Origin of the sequence: Xanthomonas sp. D-109 (assembly GCF_017746095.1) — a bacterium.
GTDB lineage: Bacteria > Pseudomonadota > Gammaproteobacteria > Xanthomonadales > Xanthomonadaceae > Xanthomonas_A > Xanthomonas_A sacchari.
In genome coordinates, this window is sequence record NZ_JAGHWV010000014.1 from 886 (window position 1) to 16,620 (window position 15,735).

At 70.6% G+C, this 15,735-nt stretch carries 11 protein-coding genes; all 11 read right to left on the bottom strand.

The window, feature by feature from the left end; translation table 11 throughout:
* Positions 1 to 1,791: tetratricopeptide repeat protein (locus tag J7357_RS14440; protein ID WP_244667547.1), on the bottom strand; the 1,791-nt coding region annotated here is incomplete at its 3' end.
* On the bottom strand, positions 1,779 to 2,948 hold the full coding sequence (gene bcsZ, locus J7357_RS14445; RefSeq protein ID WP_209247487.1) for a cellulose synthase complex periplasmic endoglucanase BcsZ: 1,170 nt from the start codon (positions 2,946 to 2,948) through the stop codon (positions 1,779 to 1,781). The genes J7357_RS14440 and bcsZ, both read right to left, overlap by 13 nt.
* Positions 2,945 to 5,236, bottom strand: coding sequence for a cellulose biosynthesis cyclic di-GMP-binding regulatory protein BcsB (gene bcsB, locus J7357_RS14450; protein WP_209247489.1), 2,292 nt, complete (start codon positions 5,234 to 5,236; stop codon positions 2,945 to 2,947). Before bcsB ends, bcsZ begins: the two co-directional genes overlap by 4 nt.
* 59 nt (positions 5,237 to 5,295) lie before the next feature.
* Positions 5,296 to 7,446 (bottom strand): UDP-forming cellulose synthase catalytic subunit, encoded by a 2,151-nt coding sequence (gene bcsA / locus J7357_RS14455; protein WP_209247491.1) that lies wholly within the window; start codon positions 7,444 to 7,446, stop codon positions 5,296 to 5,298.
* A 95-nt stretch (positions 7,447 to 7,541) separates the two neighbouring features.
* Positions 7,542 to 7,940 (bottom strand): hypothetical protein, encoded by a 399-nt coding sequence (locus tag J7357_RS14460; RefSeq protein WP_209247493.1) that lies wholly within the window; start codon positions 7,938 to 7,940, stop codon positions 7,542 to 7,544.
* Positions 7,941 to 7,987: 47 nt separating this feature from the next.
* Positions 7,988 to 8,446, bottom strand: coding sequence for a cellulose biosynthesis protein BcsD (locus J7357_RS14465; RefSeq protein WP_209247495.1), 459 nt, complete (start codon positions 8,444 to 8,446; stop codon positions 7,988 to 7,990).
* A 211-nt stretch (positions 8,447 to 8,657) separates the two neighbouring features.
* Positions 8,658 to 9,842, bottom strand: a complete 1,185-nt coding sequence (gene pncB / locus J7357_RS14470) for a nicotinate phosphoribosyltransferase (RefSeq protein ID WP_209247497.1) — start codon at positions 9,840 to 9,842, stop codon at positions 8,658 to 8,660.
* Between the two features lie 587 nt (positions 9,843 to 10,429).
* Positions 10,430 to 11,395 carry a glycosidase-like protein gene (locus J7357_RS14475; RefSeq protein ID WP_209247941.1) on the bottom strand — a complete coding sequence of 322 codons (966 nt, stop codon included), beginning with the start codon at positions 11,393 to 11,395 and terminating at the stop codon, positions 10,430 to 10,432.
* A complete protein-coding gene (locus tag J7357_RS14480; RefSeq protein ID WP_209247499.1) occupies positions 11,386 to 12,900 on the bottom strand; it encodes a hypothetical protein in 1,515 nt (504 codons plus the stop codon). Before J7357_RS14480 ends, J7357_RS14475 begins: the two co-directional genes overlap by 10 nt.
* Positions 12,848 to 14,719 carry a glycosyltransferase family 2 protein gene (locus tag J7357_RS14485; RefSeq protein WP_244667573.1) on the bottom strand — a complete coding sequence of 624 codons (1,872 nt, stop codon included), beginning with the start codon at positions 14,717 to 14,719 and terminating at the stop codon, positions 12,848 to 12,850. Before J7357_RS14485 ends, J7357_RS14480 begins: the two co-directional genes overlap by 53 nt.
* A gap of 62 nt (positions 14,720 to 14,781) precedes the next feature.
* The gene (locus J7357_RS14490) at positions 14,782 to 15,720 is read right to left on the bottom strand and encodes a hypothetical protein (protein ID WP_209247503.1); all 939 of its coding nucleotides are present in this window, start codon (positions 15,718 to 15,720) and stop codon (positions 14,782 to 14,784) included.
* Between the last annotated feature and the right edge of the window lie 15 nt (positions 15,721 to 15,735).

A 15,735-nucleotide genomic window follows, 5' to 3' on the forward strand; every position in this document is an offset into this window, starting at 1 on the left:
GCGGCCGAGCAGCAACTGCGCTTCGCCGCCGCGGCCCTGCTGTTGCAGCAGGCGCGCCTGGGCCGCCTGCTGTTCCACCCAGGCGGTGTTGCGCAGCGCGCTCATCTCGGCGGTGCGCGCACTGGCCGGGATGCGCTCCAGGCTGGCGTAGGCACCGGCCCAGTCGCCGCGTTCCTGCGCCAGCAGCGCATTGGCGTACAGCGCCTCGGGCATGTCGCCATGCACCGCGAGCAGGCCGTCCATGACGCTGCGCGCCTGGTCCGGACGCCCGGCCTGCTGGTACAGCCGCGCCAGGTCCAGCCGCACCCACGGGTCGCCCGGGTTGTCGACCATCGCCTTCTCCAGCTCGCTCTGCGCGGTGACGGTGTCGCCGGCCTCCAGCGCCTGCTGCGCGCGGGCGCGCTGCAGGTTGGCGTTCAATGCCGACTCGCCGCCGGCCTGCTGGCGCTGCGCCGGACTGAGCCTGGCGAACAGCGCACTGGCCTCGTTGGCGCGGCCCTGGCGGCTGTACAGGGCGATCAGGCCCTGCAGCGCGCCGGCATCGTCGGCGTGCAGGCGCAGCGCCTCGCGGTAGCTCTTTTCGGCGGCGGCGGCATCGCTGGCCGACTGCAGATCGCCCAGCAGCGCGTAGCCGGCGGCCTCCTCGGGCTTGAGCTTGAGCGCCTGCTGGACCAGGCGCAGCGCGGCGTCGTTGTCGCCGCGGGCGCGCGCGGCCTGCGCCTGCTGCAGCTGCAGCCAGTAGCGCGCGCTGTCCAGCGCGCTGCGCCACTTGCCGTTGGCGGCCGCGGCCGCGGCCGGGCGCAGCAGTTCCTGCGCTTCGCCGAAACGCTGCTGGCGCAGCCGCACCGAACCCAGCCCGCCGAGCGCCTCGGCATCGCGCGGACGCGCGCGCAGCACCTGCGCGAAGCGCTGCTCGGCCAGGGCCAGGTTGCCGGCGTTGAGCGCCTTGAAGCCCTCGCCCAGCTGTTCGCCGGCCGGATCGCCGCCGCCCTGCGCGCGGCGCTCCTGCAGTTGCGCGGCCTTCTTGGCCACCTCGGCATCGTTCGGATTGGCGGCCAGGAACGCCTGGTACAGCGGCGCATCGGCGAGGCCGGCGTTGAGCCACAGCAGGGCCTGGCGCCAGGCGGCGCGGGCCGGGCCGGCGACATCGGTGCGCTTGCTCAGCGCGGCGAGCTGGGCGATGCCCTCGCGCCGCGACGGTTCGCGGTAGGTCTGCACCTGCGCCAGCGCCAGCGCCGCGGCGGTGTTGTCCGGCTGCGCGGCGGCCAGGCGGCGCAGGCCGTCGCGGGCGCCGTCCCAGCCTTGCGGGGTGCCGGCCAGCGCCTGGTAGTACTCCAGCGCCAGCGAGTCCGGCGGGCCCTTGCCGTCGAACAATGCCTGGTAGGCGCGCACCGCGTCCACGTAACGGCCGGCGGCAGCGGCGCGGCGTGCGTTGCGCAGGTCGGCGTTGTCGCCGGTGCCGCCGATCGACATCGCCAGGCGCTGGGTCTGCGGCGCCTGCGGATGCGCCTTCTGCAGTTGCGCCAGGCGCTTGCGCGCATCGGTCTGGCGGCCCTGCGCCAGGTCGATCTGGGCCAGGCCCAGCAGCGCGTCGGGCTGGTTCGGATCGACCTGCAGCAACTTGCGCCAGGCGTCGGCGGCGAGATCGTCGCGGCCCTGGTCGTGCCAGTAGTTGCCCTGGCTGACCAGTTGCTGGGTGGCGCCGGCGTTCTGCGCCTGCGCGCTGCCGGCGAGCAGGCACAGGTCGATCATGCCGGCCAGGTACAGGGGCTTGAGGTTCATGCGGAGCATTGGGTTCTCCAGGCGGGCTGCAGCGCGCCGTCTGCGGAAAAGCGGTAGCGGTTGTCGAGCCAGGCGCGTCCGAACAGGATCAGCACCCGGTCGTAGTAGGGAAGCCGGGCCGCGGCGGTGTCGCCGGGCGCGGGAATGCGTTGCGCCTGGGCCTTGAGCAGCGCCGGTTCGCGCAGCGCGCTCAGGTACGGCAGCAGGGCCGCGGCGAAGCCGGGCGGCGCCTGGCCGCTGCCGACGCCCTGGCGGGTATCGATCTTCTCGTCGAGGCGGCCCTGCGCGCGCAGTTGCTGCAGCGGGCCGGACAGGTCGTCGAGCAGCGACTTGCGCAGCGGATCGGCGGCATCGAGCATGCCGGCCCACAGGTACACGCGGATCGCGTCGTAGCTGCCCAGCGCGCCCTTGTCCGGATCGACGCCGAAGGCGCGGCCGTCCCAGGCGATCCAGTCCGGTGCGAACCCGACCGGCGCACTGTCGCGCAGCATCCGCGCGCTGCGCGTGGCCAGCCCGGCCCATGGCCCTTTCGGATCGACCGCGGCGAAGCGCCGCAGCAACTGCAGCGGCAGGTAGCTGGGATTGAGCGTCCAGCGCTGCGGCTGGACGAAGCCCTTGGCCGCCGGCAGCAGCATGCTGCCGAACCCGGGCAGCTCGGCCAGCTCGGTGCGCCGCACCAGCGCCAGCATCTGCAGGCCGGCCTGGGTGTAGCCGGGCCGCTGCCACAGGCGCCCGGCCTCGAGCAGCACGTAGGCGATCCACAGGTCGGCGTCGCTGGCGCTGTTGCCGTCGAGCACGCGCCAACTGCCGTCGCTGGCGCGGCCCCACAGCCAGGCCGGCAGCACCTGCTGCGGGCGGCCGCCGCACAGGTTGTGCCGGGTCCAGCCGAGCACGCGCTCGAACAGCACCTGGTCGTTGGCCACCAGCGCGAAGAACAGCGCGTAAGACTGGCCTTCGGAGGTGCTGCGCTGGTCGGCGTGCTGGAAATCGATCACCCGCCCGCTGGCATCGAGGTGCTTGGCGACGAATGCGGTCCACTCGCGCCACGGCGCGCAGGCCGGCGCCACCGCCAGCGCAGCGCGCGCCGGCGGCAGCAGCGTCGCCGCACCGGCGGCGGCAAGCAGGCCGCCGAGCAGGCGCCGGCGTTGGCCGGTGTGTGCGTTCACTGCCCTTCCTGCAATCGCGCCGCCGAATGCCGGCGCAGCACCACGCGCGCGGCCAGCGCCAGCAGCACGCTCAGCACCACCACCGCCAAGCCGAGCAGCAGCGGATGCTGCGAGAAGTACCAGCGCGCCCAGGTCGGCAGCGGCAGGTGGCCGACGTAGTAGGTCTGGTTGCCGGCGAGGCTGCGCACCTTGCCCTTCTGCAGCAGCACCACGCTGCCCTGGAAGTCCTTCAGCGTGGCCGGCTCCAGCCAGGCGTCGAAGAAGTCCTCGACGCTGGCCGGGTCCTCGGCCAGCAGCGCGACCACGCTGCGCCCGGCCTTCAGCGGCGACTGGAAGCCCATCAGCACCACGTCGCCGGGCGCCGGCTTCACCGCCACCTCGGCGGTGGTCGGCAGATCGGTGCGGCGCGCGTCGAACGAGAGGAAACCGGGCAGCTTGTCGAGCACCCAATCGCTCATCGAGAAGCGCCGGCCGCTGGCGCCGTCGCCGATCGGCAGCGCCGCGCTCCAGCGCTGGAACAGCGGCTGCGAGCGCAGGCTGCCGAACACCAGCAGGTCGCTGTCGGCGTGCTGGTCGACCTCGGCGGCATGGATCAGGGTCACCCGCAGCGCCGGGTAGCCGGTGGACGCGCCGAGCCGGCCGAGCAGGGTCAGCAGGTTGGCCATGTCCTGGTCGCCGATCTCGTCCGGCACCACCACGGTGGACTCGGACAGGTCGGCCAGGCGCGTGAACGGGAAGCCGGCATTGCCGAACGCGGCCAGGTTCGGCATCGCCATGTAGTGATGGAACGAGCGCAGGTCCACGCTGGAGTCGGCATCGATCGCGCCGGACACGTCGGGGAAGGTGTTCTTGCACGCCTGCGCCTGCGGGCGGTCGAAGAAGAAATGGAAGCGCAGCTGGCTGTTGGCCGAGAACGGCCCGGTCGGCAGCAGCAGTTTCTGCTCCACCGGCATCGCGCCCTTGGGCGAGAGTTCGTGCCACCAGCGCAGCGGCAGCGACTCGGCGTAGGCGTGGCCGGTCAGCGGCAGCGTGGTGACGAAGGCATCGTTGATGCTGACGTTGAGCGCGGACTTGTTCTGCGTTTCCGGCACCGTGTAGCGGTAGCGCAGGTTGACCGGGATGCCGTCGCGCTGCCACACGAACAGGTCCGGCGGCAGCTGCAGGCCGACCCGGATCAGGTCGGGGTGGTAGCCGCTGACGTTCAGTTGCGAGGTCTGCGCCACCAGGTCGCCGAAGCGCACCGGCTGATCGCTGGAGATCCAGTTCGGCGCGTCGTAGGGCTTGCGCGGCTGCGCCTGCTTGAGTTCGCCGATGCGCGCCACCGGGCCGTTGAGCGGCGTACCAAGGCTCAGCGCAGTGGCGGCCTGCTGCAGGTCGTTGTCGTCGCGGCCCAGCACCAGCAGCAGCTTGCCGGTGGCATCGCGCGGATTGGCGATCATCGCCAGGGTCGGGCCGGCGATCTCGCTCAGGCCGGCCTGGGTCGCCGCCAGCTCCGCCGGCAGGGTCGCGACGGTGGCGAACAGCACCGCGTTGCCGGTGGCCGGCACGTCGCCGATGGCCACGCCGAACGCGGCGCCGCGGTAGCCGGCCTGCGCGCCGAACCAGGAGGCGACGATGCCGGCGCTGCGCAGCGTGGCCAGGTCCGGCCGCTGCGGGAACACGAACGGCAGTTCCAGTCGGCGCGTGTCGCGCTTGTCGTAGAACGGCACCGGCAGCAGCGCCAGGTCGTTGCGCAGCACCAGCGGGGTGGCGGTCAGCGACAGCCGCGTGGCCGGATCGATGTTGGCCCACAGGCTGGTGTGGTCCGGATCCTCGCAGTCGCGGGTGTAGTGGCCGATCAACTGCAGGTTGAGCCGGTTGTAGTCGCTGATCAGGCGCGGATCGATCGGCACGTCGCTCTGCTGCAGCCTGCCGGCGTTCTCGCGGCTGACCGGCAGGGTCGCCACGGTGACGCCGTTGACGCTGACCTTCAGGTGCGACAGGTCCGGCAGCAGCGCCGGCGAGTAGCTGTAGACCAGGTGCAGGTTCGCCGCCTGCACCACTTCGTCGGTGCGGGTGCTGAAGGCGATGCCGGCACTGCCCTGGATGCCGCGCAGGGTCATCTCGTAGTCCACGCCGAGCTGCTTGAGCGTGGCCGAGCGCTCGCGTTCGGCCGGAGACGGCTGCGGCATGGCGGTCGCAGCGGCGGCGGCGGGCGCCGGTGCGGTGGCGGGAAGGGTCGGCTCCTGGGCCAGGGCGAGGCCGGAGAGGACCGTGAGACAGCACGCAGCCAGGGCGGGTAGACGCATCGACGGCAACCGGAGGGAAGTGAGAGAGAGGAAGGAACGCGACACGACGCAACGGCGACTCACGGCGCAGCCTCCTCGCCGGCGGTGCGGCCGCGCCAGCCGCTGCGCGCGCTGCTGGCGACGTGCTGGCCGAGGCGCTTGAAGCCGCGCATGCTGGCCGCGAACACGCGTCCCAGCGACACCCAGAAGCGGTCGCGGTCGTGGCGGCCCCACTGCGACACCCAGATGTCGGCGCGGGCGAAGGTGCAGGCCACCAGCCAGCGTTCCTGCTCGATCGACATCGGCCGGAACTGGATGCTGATTTCGCCGTCGCGGTCGTGGCGCACCATCGCCGGCAGGCGCTTGGAACTGCCGCGCTGCGGCAGCGCGATCTCCACCGGCAGGTCCGGCTCCACCGGCACCGGCGCGAGCAGGCGCAGCGCCATGCCGCCGGTGGAGAAGTTGACCGTGCGGCAGGCCAGTTCGCGGCCATCGGCGAGGTGCAGGGTGGCCGGGATGTCCAGCGGCACGCGGTGCGAGCGGCGCACCTGGCGCATCTCGCTGGCGGTGGCGATGGTAGCGCCGAGCAACAGCACGTTGTAGGCGGTCCAGGCCAGGTTGAACCAGATCGTCTGCGCCTCGCCGCCGGCCTGCACGCTGAGCAGGCGCATCACCCCGGCGGCCAGGCCGGCCAGGTTGAGCACCAGCAGGAACAGATACGGCTTGGCGATCTGCCCGTCGAAATAGCTGCGCGGCACCAGGCCGCCCTTGGGGGTGACGTTGAACTTGCCGAGCTTGGGATTGAACAGCGCCACCAGCGTCGGGCGCAGGATGTACCAGGCCAGGGTGGTCTCGTAGACCTCGTTCCACAGCAGGTGGCGGAACTTGCCCTGGGTGCGCAGGTTGGTCAGGTTGGCCTGCAGGATGTGCGGCAGCGCATACGCCAGGATCATCAGCGCCGAGGCGTGGATCACGTGCGCGCCGAAGAACAGGAAGGCCAGCGGCGCGGTGAGGTAGACGATGCGCGGCAGCCCGTAGAAGAAGTGCAGCATCGCGTTGGCGTAGCACAGCCGCTGCGACAGGCGCAGGCCCTTGCCCAGCAGCGGGTTGTCCAGCCGCGCGATCTGCGCCATGCCGCGCGCCCAGCGGATGCGCTGGGCGACGTGGCCGGACAGGCTCTCGGTGGCCAGGCCGGCGGCCTGCGGCACCGCGATGTAGGCGCTGCGGTAGCCGCGGCGGTGCAGCTTCAGCGCAGTGTGCGCATCCTCGGTGACGGTCTCCACCGCCACCCCGCCCACTTCCTCCAGCGGCTTGCGCTTGATCACCGTGCACGAACCGCAGAAGAAGGTGGCGTCCCACTGGTCGTTGCCGTCCTGCAGCAGGCCGTAGAACAGCTCGCCCTCGTTGGGCACCTTGCCGTGGTTGCCGAGATTGCGCTCGAACGGGTCGGCCGAGAAGAAGTAGTGCGGCATCTGCACCACCGCCAGCTTGGCGTCGCGCAGGAACCAGCCCATCGCCACCTGCAGGAACGAGCGCGTGGGGATGTGGTCGCAGTCGAAGATCGCCACGTACTCGCCGCTGGACTTCTTCAGCGCGGCGTTGATGTTGCCGGCCTTGGCGTGGAAGTTGTTGGTGCGGGTGACGTAGTGGATGCCGACCTGCGCGCAGAACGCGCGGAACTCCTCGCGGCGGCCGTCGTCGAGCAGGTAGATGTTGAGCTTGTCGGCCGGCCAGTCCATCACGCTGGCGGCGAGGATGGTCGAGCGCACCACCGACAGCGGTTCGTTGTAGGTGGGAATGAACAGATCGACGCTGGGCCATTGCTGCTGGTCGGCCGGCAGCGGCAGCGGCCGCCGGTTGAGCGGCCACAGCACCTGGAAGTAACCCAGCGCCAGGATCACGAACGCGTACAGTTCGGCCAGCAGCAGGCCAAGGCCCAGGCTCAGGTCGACCGGGCTGCTCATGCCCACGGTCTGGGTCAGGCGCCACCAGATGTAGCGCGAGGACACCGCCAGCGACAGCGCCATCATCACCAGGATCGCCAAACGGCTGCCGCTGCGCCGCAGCAGCATGGCCGCGGCGAAGACCACCAGCGAGAACAGCAGTTGCTGCGGCACATCCATCGGGATGGCGACGACGAAGACCAGCAACACGGCGCCCAGCAGCCACAGCGACCAATTGGCCAGGACATGCAGCGGGCGCGCGGCACGCGACGCGGAGGCAGCGCTCATCGGCGATTCCTAACAAGGGGAGGAGGTCGGCGCGCGGTCTTCCCCACCGCGCGGCGACGGCAAACAGGTGCGGCGCCCGCAGGCGCCGCGTGACATCAACGATTCAAGAAACGCTTGAGCGGCCCGCCCGGCGCCGGCACGGTGGCCTCGCGGCCGACCTCGAGCAGGCGCTGGAACAACTGCTGCAACGGCGTGCCGGTCGCGGCGGCCGTGCCGGCAGCCGGCGCAGCCGCCGCCGCTGCGGCAGGTGCCATCGGCAACGGCGCGGCAGGCACCGGTGCGGCCGGCCTGGGCTCGATCGCGGCGCGTACCACCGACAACACCGGCGCCGGCGCGGCAGGCGCCGCTGGCGGCGCGGCGGCCGGTTCCGCGGCGCTGAGCCGGTCGGCGGAGAAATCCTGGTAGGCGGTGGCACCGCTGCTGCCGAGCTTGGCGAACAGGCTGGAGACATCGTCGCCGGTTTCGGCACCCGTCTGCTTGGACTTCTTGGACATGACGCCCCTCATGACGATCTGAAAATAATCGGTCGCTACCGCCGCGCTCAGCCGGCCCTGGCCAGCACGAAACGCCGCAGGTCTTCGTTCCCGGACGACAACGCACGCACGCCCAGGCCGGACGACATCCCCACCTGCACGAACCATGCCTGATACACCCCCTCCAGGAAGCCGTCGGCGCCGCTGGCCTGCCCGGCCAGGCCGATGTGCAGCGGCGAGCCGGCGTGCAGCAACTCGACGCGGTCGGCGTGCTCCTCGAAGCGCGCGTAGCCCCATTCCAGCCGGTCCCAGACGCGGTTGGCCGCGTCCTCCAGTTCCTGCAGGGTGCTGCAGGCGCCGACCGGGTGCTCGACCGCGAAGCGGCGGCCGATGCGCGCCATCAGCAGGGCCAGGTCCTCGGCGCCCAGCTCCGCGGCGAATTCCTCGGCCAGCGCACGCAGAAAACCGCGCCACTGCCGGGAACAGGCGTGGGTGCGGTAATGGGTCTGCAACGCGTGAACGCTCATCGAGGAAGTCTCTGGCCAGGGACGGAACGACAACGGCGTAGCGGCTATGGCGCCTCGGGCCGGCCGCTGGCGGCCGTCACTATTGCGACACAGTTCTCACTTTGATGCGCAGTGTATCTCACTCTTTCTTCACAGCAAAGCCCTCGCAGAGCGAAATGCGACCCCTGCCCGGCCGTCAGCGGTCGGCGCGCTCGGGCCGGCCATTCCCGGCTCAGGGCTGCTCCTCGGCCGGCACCTGGAACACCTGCCGCAGGTAAGCCAGATAGGCGGGGTCGTCGCACAGGGTCTTGCCGGGCGAGTCGCTGAGCTTGGCCACCGGCTGGCCGTTGCAGCGGACCATCTTGATCACGATCTGCAGCGGCACCAGGCCCAGATCGTTGGTCAGGTGCGTGCCGACGCCGAACGCCAGCATGCAGCGGTCGCGGAAATGCGCGTACAGCCGCATCACCTTGTCGATGTCCAGGCCGTCGCTGAACACCAGGATCTTGCTGCGCGGATCCACCCGGTGCCGCTGCAGATGCGCCAGCACCCGCTCGCCCCACTCGAACGGATCGCCGGAATCGTGGCGCATGCCGTCGAACAGCTTGCAGAAGTACAGATCGAAATCGCGCAGGAACGCATCCAGGCCGACCACGTCCGACAGCGCGATGCCGAGATCGCCGCGGTACTCGCGCGCCCACGATTCCAGCGCCGCCGCCTGCGAATCGCGCAGCCGCGGCCCCAGCGCCTGGAACGCCTGCAGGTACTCGTGCGCCATCGTGCCCAGCGGGGTCAGGCCGTCGCGGCGGGCGAAGTACACGTTGCTGGTGCCGACGAACTGCTTGCCCAGGGTCTGCTGCAGCACCGGCAGCAATTCGCCGTGCCAGGCGCGCGAATAGCGACGGCGGGTGCCGTAGTCGGCGATGGCGCAGTTGTCGTAGCCCGGGGTGTCACGCAGCAACGCGATCTTGGCCTGCAGGCGGCGCAGGCCTTCGGCATGGTCGGCACCGCCGGCATTGCGGAACCACACCTCGTTGACGATCGCCAGCAGCGGCACCTCGAACAGGATGGTGTGCAGCCATGGCCCGCGGATGTGCAGCTCGATCTCGCCGGGCACGCTGGTCGAGGCCTGCAACTGCAGATACTTGCGGTCCAGGTGGAACAGCGCCAGGAAATCGACGAAATCCGGCTTGATGAAGCGCATCGCGCGCAGGTAGTCCAGCTCGTCCTCGCGGAAGCGCAGCGCACACAGCGCGTCGATCTCTTCGGAGATCTGCGGCAGGTACTGCGCCAGGTCGATGCCCGGGGTGCGGCACTTGAAGCGGTATTCCACCTGCGCGCCGGGATGCTGATGCAGCACCGCCTGCATCATGGTGAACTTGTAGAGGTCGGTGTCCAGCAACGAGTCGATGATCATCGGCCGATTATGCGCTCAGTGCGTTGCATGCCCCGTCTTCGTGTTTTTCTGTGGGAGCGTCAGCCATGGTGACAACAAGTGCAAGAGCAAAGCTTTCGCCTTGCGGCGAGTTACTTTGATCAGCCTTCGGCTGCTGAGAAGCGCTTCTTTGCTTGTGCAAAGAAAAGTAACCAAAAGAAGCGCTTTACCACAGCCGAAGGCTGGTCAAGCACACCCTGCCTCGCGCCCTCCGCGCTAACGCGCTCCGGGTTTGCGTCCATCCCGGGGATCCGCGGAAGGGGCATCCTGCCCCTGCCGCGGACGGCGCACATCCCTGTGCGCCGCCCTTCGGGTGTTTCCCCGCGCTGGCCGCCGCTTCGGAAGGGAACCCGGTAAGTCAAAAGCAAGGGCAACAGCCAAAGCCAAGCGACTGCGACTCCCAAATGGACTCGCGATGATCGGTGTCCGGACGTGATGTGAGAGGGACTCTCGCCGCCCTTTTGTGGGATCAGTCACGACGGCTTCCGAGGTCAGATCGTCCGCCTACTCCGTTCGTCGTGGTTGCATGACAGTTGACTCCTGCCAAGGGCGAAGCGCATCCCTGACCCTCACCGCTTCAGCACCGCCTGCGCCGGCTTGTGCTGCACGGTGAAATCGCTGTCGCGCGCGCCGCCGGCGTCCGGATCGGTGTACCAGCACCACAGAGCGATGCCGGCGATGCGCGGCTGCGCGTCGAGCACGTCGCGCCACTCGCGCAGCACCTGCGCCTGCAACGCCGTGTCGACCTCAGCCGTGCGCTGCTCCGGGCTTTCCCACGGCGCCGCCAGGCTGCCGTGCGCCGAGCGCAAACCCAGCTCGGCCACCCACACCGGGCGGCCGCTGCGCTCGCCCAGCGCCTGCACCCGCGCGGCCGCCGCGCGCATCTGCGCGCGCCGTTGCTCCGGCGCGGCGGCCAGCGCCGGATACAGACTGGTGCCGACGAAATCGAAGCGATCCCAGTAGCCGAAGCGCTCGGCCTGCTCCAGGCCGTCGGCGACATAGCCGATCGGGCCGCGGTAGACCTGGCGCACCGCCGCCAGCAGCGCCGGCCACTGCGGCGCATCCTGCAGCTGGCGCAGTTCGGTGCCGACGATCAGCGCGCTGGCGCGTTCCTCTGCGGCGACCTGGGCCAGTTGCAGCAGCGCGCGCTGGTAGGCAGCGAACCAGGCATCGCGATCGGCCGGCGCGGCCTCGCCGGCCCAGTGTCCGGGAATCCACAGATGCACCTTCAGCACCGGCTGCAGGCCGGCGGCGCGCATCTGCCGCAATCCAGCGCGGACCAGCGCCGGGCTGCTGTCGCTGCCCAGCACCGGCGCCGAAGACTGCGGCGACGCCTGCCAGACGAAGGCGACCAACAGCGCACGCGAAGCGCCGGCCTCGGCCAGTTGCCGCAGCGACTGCTGCGCGGCGGCGCTACCCCAGGGCGCCTGCGGCGACACCTTGACGTTGGCGCCCATCCACGGCGGCGCCGGCGCCGCACTGCAGCCGCCGGCGCTCAGCGCCAACAGCAGTGCGGCCAGCAGTCTCACGGCGATCGGCGCCATACCCGGTAGATGCCCTGGTGGTAGACCAGACTGTAGCCCGGCAGGCCCTGCTGCCATAGCTGCGGGAAGCGCCGGTTAAGGCTGTCCAGCGCGCCGGCCTGGCTGGCCGGGTCGCTCACCACCACCTGCGCCGGCATCCGCCGCGGATCGACCAGCGCCTGCTTGAAGCGCGGGTCGAACGGCAGGATCAGTTGCCTGGCGTCGCCGCGGGCGACGATCACCGGATAGCTGGCGCGGTCGTCGAGCAGGGTCGGCAGCCGCGCCTCGGCCAGCCACGCACCCAATTGCGCGGCGTCGGCATGCCGCGGCGGCGCCGGCGCCTGCAGCGCGGCGATCCAGTCGCGGGTGGTGGAGGTGGCGGTGCGGGCGATCACCCAGCCGCTGGACACCGCGCCGGCCAGCAACAGCGCCAGGCCCAGCCAGCGCGCATTGCGGCGCAGGTCGCCCAGCACCAGCGCCGCCGGCACCAGCAGCAGGGCCAGGAAGTCCAGCGGCTGCGCACTGAAATGCGCCCAGGTGGCCAGCGTGCCGGCACCGAGCACGGTGGCGGTGGCGGCGAGCACGCTGCGCCAGGTATCGCCGTCGCGGGTGTGGCGCAGCAGCAGCAACAGCGGTGCGCTGACGATGCCTGCCAGCAGCAGCCACAGCGGCGGCCACCACGGCCGCGCCGCGGCCTGCTGCAGCCACGGCTGCAGCGCCGCCTGCGCCGAGATGCCGCGGAAGGCGGAGGTGGCGTCGCGCGCGAACAGCAGCGGATCGCCGAAGAACATGTAGTTGAGGTACATCCACGCCCCCACCGCGAACAGGAACGGCAGGTAGCACACCAGGTAGAAGGCCAGCGGCGCCTGCCGCATCAGCCGCGGCGGCGCGATCAGGAACAGCCACGGCGCCAGCGCCAGGGCCAGGAAGCAGGCGCGTTCGTCGACGAAGAACAGCAGGCACAGGCTCGCGGCCAGGCGCAGGTAGGCGAAGGCTTCCGGATCGTCGCGGAAATGGCGCAGCGCGCGCGCGGCCACGTAGAACACCAGCAGGCCCAGTCCCTGGTTGTTGCCGGACAGGGTGGGCCACAGGAAGAACGGCTGGATCACCACACCCGCACTGAGCGCCCAGGCCCAGCCGCGGCCCAGGCCGGCGGCGATGTCGCGCCACAGCAGGGTCACCAGCGCCGCCCCGGCCAGCACGTCGACCAGGTACGGCAGCAACGGCGTGGACAGGCCCGGCAGGCCACCGATCAGCACGCCCAGGTACAGCGAGGCCTGCGCGTACAGGAAGCCCAGGTACTCGATGCGGAAGCCGGCCGCGTCGCGCAACAGCAGCAGCTTGGCGTACTGCGCCATCGCGTCGTCGCTCATGTAGCCGTGCGCGAGCAGCCGGTGGCACAGCAGCGCCAGCAGCGCCGCGGTGAACACGAACACCGCGGTGCCGCGCGCGCGCGGCGGCGCGTCAGTCGTCGAGCGCGGCGCGGCGCTCTTCGGCCATGTGCTTGCTGATGCCATGGGTGGTCTTTTCCCAGTAGAACGGGTTGCGGATGAGCTGCCACAGGCCCTTGTAGGCGGCGATGGACTGCAGCAGCCAGTACAGCGGCACGGTCAGCGCGTAGGGCGCCAGGCGGAAGTAGTCGCGCTTGAACGCCGCCACCAGGGTCATGTAGATCAGGAAGCCATTACCGAGCAGCAGGTTGAGCAGGCTCAGGTACAGCAGCGCCGGCGGGAAGAACGGGTCGAAGAATTTCGAGCCCACCGCCAGCCACAGCCCGTAGCTCAGCCACATCAGCGGCGCGGCCAGCGCGGTGAAGAAGGTGCCGCCGACGAACAGCTGGAAGCCCCAGAACCCGCGCACGCCGGTGGAGCGGTACAGCTGCACCGGATCGCGCATGTGCACCAGCCAGGTCTGCATGTAGCCCTTGAGCCAGCGCGAGCGCTGCCGGATCCAGTTGGGGATGCTGACGTTGGCTTCCTCGAACGTGGTCGAGTTGACCACGCTGACCCGGTAGCCCTGCTGGGTCAGGCGCACGCCCAGGTCGGCGTCCTCGGTGACGTTGTACGGGTCCCAGGCGTGGACCTTGCGCAGGATGTCCAGGCGGAAGTGGTTGGAGGTGCCGCCGAGCGGAATCGGGATGCGCAAGGTCTCCAGCGCCGGCAGGTAGAAGTCGAACCACAACGTGTATTCGAGCGTGAACATGCGCGTGAGCCAGTTCTCGTCGGCGTTGTAGTAGTTCAGCCGCGCCTGGATGCAGGCCACGTCGGCCGGCGACTTGCGGAACGCGGCGACCACGCGCTTGAGCTGGTCCGGCTCCGGTTTGTCCTCGGCATCGTAGATGGTGAGCATCTGCCCGCGGGCGAAGCGCAGCGCGTAGTTGCAGGCCTTGGGCTTGGTCTTGGGCTGCGACGGCGGCACCCGGATGATCTCGAAGAACGCCTCCAGGCCCAGCGCCTTGGCCGCCTCGATGGTCTCGGTGTCGTCGGCCTCCAGCACCAGCTTCACGTCCAGCTTGGAGGTCGGGTAGTCGAGCCGGCGCAGCGCGTTGGCCAGGATCGGCAGCACGTCCGGCTCCTTGTACATCGGCACCAGCACCGTGTAGACCGGCAGGTCCTCGTCGCCGAGCGCGGCCACTTCCTCGTCGCTGACCTTGATGTCGATGCGGCGCCGCGCACCGCGCCAGGCCAGCACCAGCTTCAGCCCGAAGGTGGCCAGGAACGCCACCGCGATCAGCGTGTTGAGCGCGATCAGGGTGACCAGCGGCCACAGCGCCAGGGCCGCGGCCAGCACCACCGTGAGCGCCACAAGGAACACCGACTGCGCGCGGGTGATCACCTGCCGCGCCGAATGCTCGGGCGCATGTTCGGCCAGCAGGTTCAGCGCATCGTGGGTGAGCTGCGCGTCGGCGTGCTGCTGCAGGCTCCAGACGATGTCGAACTTGGAGGTGCCGACGAAACGCACCTGCTCGCCGTAGGTGGCGCGCGCCCAGGCGAATATCTCCGGGCCGGGATCGGCCACCGCCAGCACCAGGTGGCCGTCCTCCTCGCGCCACGGCAGCACCAGGCGCTGCGCGTAGTCGGCCAGATGCTCCGGCTGGAACAGCGCCGGGTCGATCGGCTGCTTGAGCAGATTGACGAAGTGCAGCCCGAAATGCTCCGCCAGCACCGTGTAGAAGCGCAGTGGCGCAACCCCGCGCTGGGCCAGCACCACGTCGCCCAGCCGCGAGCGCCAGCGCGCCTGCAGCGACAGCGCGTTCTGCAGCTGCGGCGGGTCGATCACCCCTGCGGCGACCAGCGCCTCGCCGATCGGCGCCTGCAGGCCGCCTTCGGTCGGCAGCCGCCCGAGCCGGCCGGGGGCGCTCGCCTCGGCGGCGACGCTCTCGTGTTCGCCGGACACGGCTAGAACCGCCACCAGGCGGCCACGAACGGACCGCCCGCGCCGCCGGTGTTGCGCCCGGCCACCGGCTGCTGGTAGCCGAGCTGCAACTGCGTGCCGCCGGGCAACGTGTACAGCACCGAGGCCTGCAGCTTGCTGAAATCGAAGTTGTTGCCGCGGATCGGCGTGTTGTCGCCGGGCGCGTAGATCCGGTTCGGCCCCTTGCCGTTGCCCAGGCTCTGGATCACGTTGAACTCGCCGATCAGCATCCAGCGCGGCGCCAGCGCCACGCCGCTGGACACGTCCAGCCGCGCCTCGTCGGAGGCGTCGCCGCCGCGCAGGCGCACCGCCGTGCCCAGGTCGACATAGCCGTCGTGCTCGCCCAGGCGATAGCCGCGGCCCACGCTGTAGCGCAGCTCGGCGCCGTAGTCGCCCTGGCCCAGTGCCGGCCGCTCGCCATCGCGCTGACGCGCATACGCGGGCACCAGCGCCAGCACCTGCAGCGCGCCCTGCCAGGGGCCGTCGCGGCCGTCCGGGTCGAGCCGGTAGCGCAGGCCGATTTCCTGATCGGACCAGCCGCTGCTGTGGCGGTCGCCGTAGCCGCTGTCGTTGCGGTAACCGACCTTGCTGAAATAGAAGTTGCCGACCAGGGTCAGGTCCGCGCTCAGCCCGTATTCGCCGTAGAGATTGAGCTGGTCCTGGCGGCTGCGCCCGGCATCGGGGAAGTTGCCGGACTGGCCGTGGCTGTTGAACACCGCGCCGCCATCGGTATGGCTGGCCTTGAGGATCACCAGCCCGTGGCCGGCCTCGTCGACCCAGGCGCTGGCCCAGCAGGGGCCGGCCGCCAGGGCGAGCAGCGCCAGCGCCAGCCGCGCGCGGCGCGCAGGCGTGGCGCGGCAGGCACCGGGCATGGGCATGGCGGATGCGCAGGCGTGCGGACGCACGCCGTCGAAATCATGCATGGTTGAGTTCCTGGT

Coding starts and splice junctions, on each gene's coding strand:
- J7357_RS14490 (WP_209247503.1), bottom strand. CDS start 15,720: ATGCATGATTTCGACGGCGTGCGTCCGCACGCCTGCGCATCCGCCATG.
- J7357_RS14480 (WP_209247499.1), bottom strand. CDS start 12,900: ATGGCATCAGCAAGCACATGGCCGAAGAGCGCCGCGCCGCGCTCGACG.
- bcsB (WP_209247489.1), bottom strand. CDS start 5,236: ATGCGTCTACCCGCCCTGGCTGCGTGCTGTCTCACGGTCCTCTCCGGC.
- J7357_RS14465 (WP_209247495.1), bottom strand. CDS start 8,446: ATGAGCGTTCACGCGTTGCAGACCCATTACCGCACCCACGCCTGTTCC.
- J7357_RS14460 (WP_209247493.1), bottom strand. CDS start 7,940: ATGTCCAAGAAGTCCAAGCAGACGGGTGCCGAAACCGGCGACGATGTC.
- bcsA (WP_209247491.1), bottom strand. CDS start 7,446: ATGAGCGCTGCCTCCGCGTCGCGTGCCGCGCGCCCGCTGCATGTCCTG.
- pncB (WP_209247497.1), bottom strand. CDS start 9,842: ATGATCATCGACTCGTTGCTGGACACCGACCTCTACAAGTTCACCATG.